Below are 9325 nucleotides of genomic sequence, written 5' to 3'. Positions count from 1 at the left end.
TATTAAGTGGGGTCCGAGAGCCTTCCGCCCCCTTTCGGGGACTTCCGGCCCCCGTCCCGTGGCCAAAGGGGGGATTTGAAAGGGCTTACCAGGCTTTATGTTTTATACCCCTTGATGGGGTATCTGTATTCGTAAGAACCGCTCGCTCTTCCCCCTTTGGCCACAAATATAATTTCTCCCATTTTTCCCGTTTTGTCCAGTCTCATAATGCTTTTGTTTTAGTACTTAAAATCAAACTTGTGGGGAAATCTTTAACGAGTTTTAACTTTTATTAAATTGCATTTCCCTATTGATTTTCAAGGAGCATAAAAACATCACTTCCAGAACTCCCACCACCTCTTGGGCTTTACTTGAAGTTCCTTTATGCGGTTCCTGAGCTCTTCTATCAGTCTCTCTTTTGCCTGTATCGTGTTTTCCTTTTCCCTTATTACTTCTTCCTTTTCCTTTAGCCTTCCTTCAAGTTCCCCGAGCTTGTATATGACCTGCTTTAGCTGTTCCTGAACTCTTTGATATTCCGAAAAGGGAACAATTGAGGAACCCATAACGGTTTTCTCTTCTCCCTTTAGCTGAAGGTAAAAGAGGTTTATAGCCCTGCTTACTACTTCCGTTTCGCTTACGTTCAGAATTTCGGATAGTTCCTTGAGTTTCCTTATCGTGTTCTCGGAAAACCTGAAGTCCTTTTTCTTTTTTCTACTCACTCTATAAAATAAAATACGGCATTTGTCCATAAATCGTAAGGCACGAATGTAAAAAATGTACGGACACCAAAAATTAATAAACACCTTTTTGTATGGCATATGTATGGCAAATGTGAGGCAGAACGTATGAAAAACAAAAGGAAGCTAGGTAATTCCTTCATAGTGCTTGGGAATTAACCTGCTTAAAATTCCCAAACATCTTATATGAAGAAGTTTGATACTTGAAAATCAAAGGCAAGGATAAATAGAAATGGGTTCTGTGACATCAGTCTAAAATAGTCCTATGACCAAGAAATACGATGTACCATTAAGGAAACTCTTTAAGGAGCTCCCGCCAGCCCTTTTCAGGATAGCTTTTGGAACCTCTATTGACCCTCAAAAGGCTAATCTCCTTGACGTTAAGCTCCCTAAACTCTTTGAAAGAGAGCCTGACCTTGTTGTTGAGTTTCAAAACGAGATTTACCACCTTGAAATTCAGTCAACGGACCTAACCCCCCCCCGAAACCCTGATAAAAATCACAAAATATGACCTATATTTATGGTAGTATTAGAAATCAAGGGGTTTATAAAAGCCCTGTCGGCTCCTTGTCAACTGAATAGGAAAATTTAGCTCTCAGCCTTGATTTTGTAGGCCAAAGATGATTTTCTTAGATTTTCAAGGCTTTCGTGAGCTGAGGGGTAAAAAGTGGTATTTTTAGTTATTAAAGTTCTTGAAAGAGAAGGGGATAAAACTCAGGGTTGAAATGCCCTAAGTAAAGTGAGGGGTTGCGACACATATTAGCTGGTAATTCAATTCGTTCTCCGTCCTCTGTGTTGAAATGCCCTAAGTAAGTTAAGGGATTGCGACTGCTGTCTTCGTGATAAGCTTCAGCAAATTTACGTAGTTGAAATGCCTTGATAAAGTTGAAGCAGAGTAAGTAATGGAAGAAGGCAAAGTATATGGACTTTGTGAGAAAATTTTTATCAGGGCTTTATATTTTGATTCATCTTTACCTTTTGGGTTTCCATCACCTTAGCTCCCTTCATTTTTCTTTTTTATTCCTTTATCCCCTTTTATCAACTATTGCAAAACTTTAATATCTTCTTTTAGTAAAATATATTTAACGGGTGGGAGAGGTGAGAATATACATAGAACTTCCTAAAGAATTACAGGATAAAGTAGAAATAGGAGAACTTCTTATTTCCTCAGGAGTTATTGCTGCTAATGTTATAAAGGATTTGAAGGAAGGAATAAAAAATATTTTCGGGGGAAAAATGACAGCTTATGAAAATATAATAGAAGCTGCCGTTGAAAGGGCTAAAGAAAAACTTATACAAAAAGCTAAAGAAAAAGGTTATGAAGGTTTAACTGGATTTAGAATAAGCAATCCTTCCGTTGTTGAGGGCGGTGCGGAGGTTATAGTATATGCAAATGGTTTCCGCTTTAAGAAAAAATAAGGTATCAAAGGGAGGTTAAGTAATGAATAGGAAATTTTTTCTTCATTGGTTAATGTTATTAATCTCTTACCATATAGTTTTTGTTCCGCTATTTTCATATGCATATATCTCACAAGATAATGACTTCATTGCCTTTGATATTTTGTACCTTTGCCGTGAAGAGTTATATTCCGATCCGCAAAAATTTCGCTCAGGCTTAAAAAATGAAATTTCTCAAATCTTAAATGAAGATATAAAAAAAGCTATTCCGAATCTTATAAACAATTATTGGGCACAATATAAAGTAGATGATGTTTTAGTTGAAGTAACAAAAGAAGTCATAATGAAATATAAGAATAGACTTTCTACTTTTGAAAAGATTAAAGCAGGACTTTCACCATCTACTGCAAGAGATTTAGGTACGCGAATAGCTAACGAAGTTTTAAACGATCCACGATTTCAAGAAAGTCTAAGGCATGTAATCGAAGATACTTTAAAAGATACTATAAAAAGATTAGAAAAAGATATAGAAGGTATGTCGAATATAGCCATCGAATGTATAAAAAGTACTTCAGAGTACAAGGGAATAAATTCCACAATAAGGAAACTTTTTATTCAAAATTTCGAGGAAGGTCTAAAAAAAGGAACAGAAACGTTTAAAGCCTCGAGTTTAACGATGCATACTCCAGATAGGTATGCAGGAATTGCAGGTGGTAGTCTTATTATAGCTTCTCGATTAAGCAAACGAATAGCAAAACTTGCATCAAAAAGACTTACTGGAAGAATAACTTCTATGGTAATAAGAATAGTTGGGCGAAGGACGGTAGTTCTTATACCAATAGTAGGGCAAATTATAGGTGCAGTTCTCTTGGCTGCAGATATAAAAGATTTAACATCTGGCGAATCATTATTTGCAAACATAGAAAAATCACTAACTTCTCTAGAAACTCAGGATAAGCTACGTCAAGTTATTATAACATCTCTAGAACAGGAGTTTTCACATGAAATATTCAATATATCACATGAATTGAGTAAGAGTATTTATGTAGCAGTTAAAACTACCGTGGATAGAATGGAAGAGTACGACCGCATCCTCAAGAATAACACAGTTGTAGAAAATACCATAAATACTCTCTTACAACATGGAGAAAATAAAAAGGCATTTCAATTACTTGATATTTACGTTTCCGCTGAACAGTATGGACTTGCTCAAGATCTCGAAAGATATTTACATGATCACGAAAAATTAGATATTCTTTTAGAGCTTCAGCCCTATTCTCTTTCTATGGCAAAAGATACTAAATCCTTTGATCATGTATTTAAATGGTATGAAATACTAAATAATAACAAGGAAAAATTTGTAAAAGCAGTATCTTTAGAACTACATAAATATATAGATCCAGAAAACTTTGGCTCACAAGTCATAAATAAACTTGTAGATTTTAATAATTTTTCTACAGTCAAGTTCTTAGTTGAAAACACAAATCCGAGTCAGCTAAAAAATATACTTCTGGTAGAATCTTTTAAATTAGAAAAATTTCTTTCAAAACATGGCTCTATAGGATTAAAATGTTTGATAGATTTTTCTAATATCAATCCATTAATCACTGATGAATTTGTTAGTCTGGTACTAGAAAATGAAAAGAGATTATATATACTTTGCAAAAATGATATTAAAGATTATGCTTTAAAACATCCACAAGATTTAAAAAGTATAGTTGAAGTATTCGAAAGTAGAAATAATATCTTATCAAAGATCAAGATTTTTATAGGAGCTGTATTTGGCATTTACCCATTCGAGATTGTAAAACTAGTTTATCCAATGCTTGGAAATGTTATTCTTATAGTACAAATTCTACTAGGTATAAGCTTTATAGCATTATTTTCAATAGTTATTTATAAAACTTTTAGAAAGATTTTAGAAAAAAAGAAAAATGGAGAAGAATAACATAAAAGTAAGCACCACATAAGCATTTCCTAATTTTTGTATAAATTTTTCCTGATGCCTATATGGACGAACTACCACTACAACGAAGAGGATTACAAGCTTCTTATAGCTTCTCTCAGAAATCCCAACAAGTATAGGTATGGACTCCTTCTCAAAGAAGAGCCTAAGATTAAAGGCGGTCGTAAGGGAACAAAAGTTTTCAAGCTCCCAGAAGGATACTTAATCCTCAGCCACAAACCAAAAGGGAGATACTACACATATCAGGACCTCGCAAAGAAACCAATAAAGCTAATTCCCTTTACTATCCTCTGGAATCCCCACAGGCAAAGAATGCAACTCCAGATTAACAGGGACTACGTGAGGCTTCAACTCAAGAGGGCCAAACAGCTAAGTTCTTCCGCCTTCTGGAAACCCCCGAAAAGAAAAACCGAAAGAAGCTACATAAAGGCAATAAACGACTTAACGAGGGAGCTAAAGGCTATTGATAGATACGCCTTCGTTTACCCGGACACGAAAAGAGCCTACAACAGCAAGCTCAAAAAAATCGTTTACAAGTACTTAACTTCCGTCATCGGTCTTTCAAGAAACAGGGCATTACTGACGATAAAAAATTACCTGACGAAGTTCTAACATTCTTTCTCATAGAACTAAGACCATTTCTTCTCTGAACCTTTTAGCTAATTCGGGGTCGTAAACGTCTATCGTATAGATTTGCCCGTCCTTGAATTCTATTACCATACCTTCCCCTTCTATCGAATAGTCAGGCTCTCCCTTCATACCTTTCCGAACTATTAGTATCGTTCCCGTATCCGGATACTCCTTAATCTCGTAGTCCTCTAGAGGAATTTTCAATAACAGCTCCATCTTCCGCTCCTCATTCTTGAATGTAGTTTTTTCTCATCGGTCCTGTAAACGGTTATAATCACGCCTTCCTTCACTACAATTGAAAACAACTTCTTCCTCACTTCCACTAAATAAATCGTTGAATGTTTTTCATTATCCTGACAAACGTATTTAGGTTCTTTTAGAGCCTGCAGTACTTCTTCTTCCCTAATTTCAAAAAGCTCAAGCTTGTCCTTTGCATGTTTTGAAAAAGTCAAATCCATAACCGTTCTCACATCTTCCGGAGTTTTTCTTTTATGAGCTTAAGGTCATTACGAGCCTTTAGTCCTTTCAAAATCCAGTTCCTTTCCGCATTCTTCACGATATCTATGACCCTTGCTCCGAATTGCCCCTTCAAGGAAGAAACCTGATTCTGTAGCCTTTCCACCTTCCTCTGAAGGGCTTTTATTTGCTCCCTCTGGTTGTGTATGCGGGAAGTCAAGTCCCTAACGGTCCTTTCACAATCGTCTATAAGACTTGCGTAAACCTTCTCCTGCTCTTGAGCCACTTCCTTAGCAACTCTCCTTATGGTTTCCCCAATCTCCCTCTTCTTCTTCTCTTCAAGAACTTTCAATAACTTGACCTTCTCACTCCAGTACCTCTTCTCTATCGCTTCACGAGCTTCTTCTTCAAGAAAATGAGCAAATCTTTTCAGTTCCTCTTCCCAATTTGTTAACTCCTTGCTCCTATATTTAAGTTCCCCCTCTCTCCGTTCCAACTCCTCAATTTTCCGATTCAAACGAAACTCGTAATAAACCGCTTCCAAAACTATGAAGAATAAAGCACCTGCACCCCCTATCCAAACTAAATGAACGCCAGAAAACAAAAGGGAATAAACAAAATCAAAATCAGCAATCCCAAATTTCAAAAGACTAAACACGATACCTCCACCAAAAACAGCACCCAAAAGAATAAGCAAACTGTATAGCAAAAAATAAAAAATCCAATCCATACCCAAACCCCTTTTTATTTGACGGAGGCCGTAAAGCCTCCGGCTACTCCCGCCGGCCCTTTCTTAAGGGGAAGGACCGGCGGGAAACGAATCGGGGGAAATTTTTAAAGAAGGGCGGACTTATCTGGCGTCCTTCACCCTGCTACCGACGGGCATTACCCCGCCCTTACCTCTCCCGAAAGGGAGAGCGAGGGCTACTACGACGCCTCCGCCACCCCGGATTTAGGCTCCCCTTGTTCTCCCGTTCGGGGAAAACGGGAGTCTTTCGGGGAACCGTGAGGGCTTTTCCCCGGTTCCCTCACGGCGGTCAGGGCCTTTAGCCCTTACCCACCACTCCCAAAGCGGGAGTTCCAGGGCTTCCCCGGGTCCCGTGCCAGGCCTTAGGCTCAGGGAGGGCACCGGCTCCACCCCATACCGCCTATCTCCCAAAAGGGAGACCCCCAATCCCGCCCTTAGCGGGACGCCCTAACACGGGACGCAAGCCGGAAACTTCCCGTGCCAGGGGACTTAGCGGTATGGAACTTCTGCACCGGTTCACGGGCTGCTAACCCGTTTGCCCTATGAGCCTACCCTTTAGCCGTGCCGTAAAGGCACGACACTTAACGTCCCCCTCAGGGCTGTAGCCCCACCGGGGTAAGGCTACAGCTCCCGGGACGCAGGGCAACCGGCGGGTCACCGGCGGCGGGACTTTCACCCGCTTCCTGGCACGGCTCCGGGCGGACGAATTGCGGTAAAATCTTCCGTGGGCATAGACCCCTGAGCCTCCTTTTTTAGGAGACCCAGGAGACCCGCCCCCGAACCCAGCGTGCGGCTATTCACCGCACCGGGCTCTCCGACTTCGTCCACCCTTCAGAATGCCCGTCCCCCAACGGGCATTCCAAAAGAGCTTCCCCCGATTCGCTTGACAAGTAGCCGGAGACCCTAACGGCCTCCTACTACGAACACATACTTAAGAATTTTGCAAACTTTGACCTCACTTCTCAACCCGACTTGCACTTAAAATACTCTCCCCAAGCCTTCACCATTCAAGCGTTCAGAGTTCGTCAAGCCTCTCAGAACGGAATATCCTCATCATCGTCCTCCTCCGGGTAATCCTCTTCTTGACGGAGCTTATCCCACTCCTCAAGCTGAGCTTTCCAAACGAGACGATTGTTTACACGATAAAAGGGAAACTCCTCTGGTTCTAAGGGAGGTAGCTTGAAGGTCCTGTTTGGAAGTATCACCTCGGTGTTCTCGTCTATTAGCCTGAATTCCCTTAGAACCTCCATCAGGGGCCTTGCGAATCTTCCCCAACCACCGAGGTCAAGCTTTCTCAATCCGACAGGAAGCTTAAGAACCTTTTCAAGCTTCGGATACTTGCTGAAGTCCCACTTGTTGAACTTTTGAGCGTAGAGGAAGCGAATGAGCCTTAGGAGTTTCGTTGAAGGAAGGTCGTTTTCCTTCTTTACGTGCCTCTCTTCGGGAACCACGCGGACGTTCTTCTCAAACAGCTCCTTAGCAACGGCCAAGAACAGCCACCACGTATGAGCCTTGAGCGTCCTATCCTTTACCATCGGGGCTATCTGCTTGACTTTCTTTTCCTCGTATTCCTCGCCGTAGAACTTCACGAGCTTCTTCTTAACCTCGCCCCAAAATGCTCGCTCAGACACGTCCTTTTTATTGTTAGACCCCCTCGCTTTATCGTAATCGTAAGAGTTAACACTTGATTGACTACTTTCAACGTTAAAACCGTTAGAAGGTCTATATCCTCCATCCTCCGCCCTTCCAATCTTCTCCTTCGGAGAAGAGTAATAGATATTGGCTCTATCTGAACACCCTTGATTTTGAACGACCTTGTGAACGTTCCAGACCCAGGACGGGAGTAAGCTCGTATCAAGCTCTACGAAGTAATTCCTTAGCCCTTCTGTCTTCCTCGCTTTCTTTCCTTCTTTCCTTTCCTTCCTTCTGAACCTTTCCTCTACTTTCCTTAGCTCCCTCTCAAGATACTTCTCAAAGCTTTTCTTACCTCCTTCCCTTAGCTTTTCCCTCGTCGTCCTCACTCCTCCCTTCTGAATGCTCTTCAGATACTCCTTGACTTCTGAGGGATTTTCAAGTATTTGTTCCCTGCTGACGAGCTTGAATATCTCCGAGAGCGTTGACTTAGGTATCTTTACCGCTTTCGCTATCCCGTTTATGGTCGTTATCCCTTCCTTCAAGCAAGCTCTTATCTGGTCCACATACTCCCAGTAGTGCTTGTGTTTCCTTTCCTTGTTTCCTCTCCTTGCTTTCTTCCTCGGTTCTTCGTAGGTCTCGGAAATGAAGTTGCTTGCACTCCTCCAAGCTCTTTCTAAAGCTTTCTGGTCTCCTTCGTAGTTGCTTGCAAGTATCTCATATACTTCGTCTAAGTCGTGTCCCGCATTCAGTAGCCTCGTTATAGCTCCGTTCTTGAGGTTCTTTTGTATGTAATCCGCCGGATTAGAACATTCCGCTCCCTCTATCCTTACAGCTCCGCTACCTTCCACCTTCTGTCTCTTCCTTCCCTCAACGTATTCTCTCTTGAACTTCTCTACGACTCTTTTCCTTTCTTCACGCTCTAAGAGTGGTCTTACTTTCTCGTAAAGCTTGTCAAGTCGGTGGATAGCTCCGTCAAGAACCTTCTCGGAATACTTCCAGTCCTTTAAGGGATTGGGAAGTCCTTCAAACCAGACCGGTCTCTCCGCGGATACGAAGTCATACTTTATCCCAAGCTTCCCGCAAACGAGCTTCAGAGCTTCTATTACAGCTCCTATTCTCCAGTCCGACGCATAAGGTAGCTCGTACCTCTTCTCCTCTCCAAGTGAAACTACCTCTCCGTTCTTTACCGTTTTCTTTCTCCTTACCTCTATCCTCCAGACGAGGTGAATGTATAGGTGGTATCCCTTCCCGGATGCTGACTTCCATACTTCGGGATATATTCCCAAGCGGTGGAGATACTTGACGAGTTTCTTTACCTTCTCCTCTTCAAGGTCGTCAAGGTCTATCAGGATTGAGTCCCCTATCTTCGTGAGTCTCTCAAGGTCAAAAACTGTAAAGCTAACGTAAGTGTTCTCCTTTATCTCCTTGTAGCGTTTCCTGTATTCCTTAAGGACTTCCTCCCCTATGTAGAACATTCCTCTATAAAGAACCGCATAACCCTTTCTTAGCGCTTCCTTGAATATCTTGTTTACGGTTCTTCCCGATTGTGCGATTACTCTCTTTAAGGGAACGCTCCTCTTCTTCCCGTTTTCTTCTTTTACCTTGTGAAGGTCAAAAACGTGGAAAACGTTGGAAACCGTGAAGGTGGTAAGAAGCTCTCTGGTGTTTTCCCAATCTTGTTTTTCCTTAAGGGAGTCTTTAAGTAGATTGTTCCAGAGGTTCTTGTATTCCTTAGCTCCTTTGAGTATTAAGTGGGGTCCGAGAGCCTTCCGCCCC

9 protein-coding genes are annotated in these 9325 nt (G+C 41.5%); 4 read left to right on the top strand and 5 right to left on the bottom strand.

The window, feature by feature from the left end; all coding sequences use genetic code 11:
* Positions 1–314: 314 nt before the first annotated feature.
* Positions 315–698, bottom strand: coding sequence for a hypothetical protein (locus ACYQZ0_RS06875; RefSeq protein WP_459775866.1), 384 nt, complete (start codon positions 696–698; stop codon positions 315–317).
* A gap of 283 nt (positions 699–981) precedes the next feature.
* Here ACYQZ0_RS06875 and ACYQZ0_RS06870 point away from each other — a divergent pair, with 283 nt between their 5' ends.
* The 4 genes from ACYQZ0_RS06870 (at position 982) to ACYQZ0_RS06855 (ending at position 4692) form a co-directional block, all read left to right on the top strand.
* On the top strand, positions 982–1227 hold the full coding sequence (locus tag ACYQZ0_RS06870; RefSeq protein ID WP_459775865.1) for a hypothetical protein: 246 nt from the start codon (positions 982–984) through the stop codon (positions 1225–1227).
* Between the two features lie 578 nt (positions 1228–1805).
* The gene (locus tag ACYQZ0_RS06865; RefSeq protein WP_459775864.1) at positions 1806–2135 is read left to right on the top strand and encodes a YbjQ family protein; all 330 of its coding nucleotides are present in this window, start codon (positions 1806–1808) and stop codon (positions 2133–2135) included.
* A gap of 22 nt (positions 2136–2157) precedes the next feature.
* Positions 2158–4062: a hypothetical protein gene (locus ACYQZ0_RS06860; protein WP_459775863.1), complete on the top strand. Its 1905-nt coding sequence runs from the start codon at positions 2158–2160 to the stop codon at positions 4060–4062.
* A gap of 54 nt (positions 4063–4116) precedes the next feature.
* Positions 4117–4692, top strand: a complete 576-nt coding sequence (locus tag ACYQZ0_RS06855; RefSeq protein WP_459775862.1) for a hypothetical protein — start codon at positions 4117–4119, stop codon at positions 4690–4692.
* 9 nt (positions 4693–4701) lie between these two features.
* Here ACYQZ0_RS06855 and ACYQZ0_RS06850 read toward each other — a convergent pair whose 3' ends face one another.
* The 4 genes from ACYQZ0_RS06850 to ACYQZ0_RS06835 form a co-directional block, all read right to left on the bottom strand.
* Positions 4702–4926, bottom strand: a complete 225-nt coding sequence (locus tag ACYQZ0_RS06850) for a hypothetical protein (RefSeq protein WP_459775861.1) — start codon at positions 4924–4926, stop codon at positions 4702–4704.
* Positions 4911–5168, bottom strand: a complete 258-nt coding sequence (locus ACYQZ0_RS06845) for a DUF4258 domain-containing protein (RefSeq protein ID WP_459775860.1) — start codon at positions 5166–5168, stop codon at positions 4911–4913. The genes ACYQZ0_RS06850 and ACYQZ0_RS06845 overlap by 16 nt, the downstream gene beginning before the upstream one ends.
* A gap of 8 nt (positions 5169–5176) precedes the next feature.
* A complete protein-coding gene (locus tag ACYQZ0_RS06840; protein WP_459775859.1) occupies positions 5177–5662 on the bottom strand; it encodes a hypothetical protein in 486 nt (161 codons plus the stop codon).
* Positions 5663–6948: 1286 nt separating this feature from the next.
* Positions 6949–9325, bottom strand: a 2377-nt coding sequence (locus ACYQZ0_RS06835; RefSeq protein WP_459775858.1) for a hypothetical protein, incomplete at its 5' end; no start/stop codon positions are given.

Source organism: Aquifex pyrophilus, assembly GCF_054656935.1.
The sequence above is the reverse complement of the archived record's forward strand: the minus strand, read 5'-3'. Positions and strand labels throughout refer to the sequence as shown.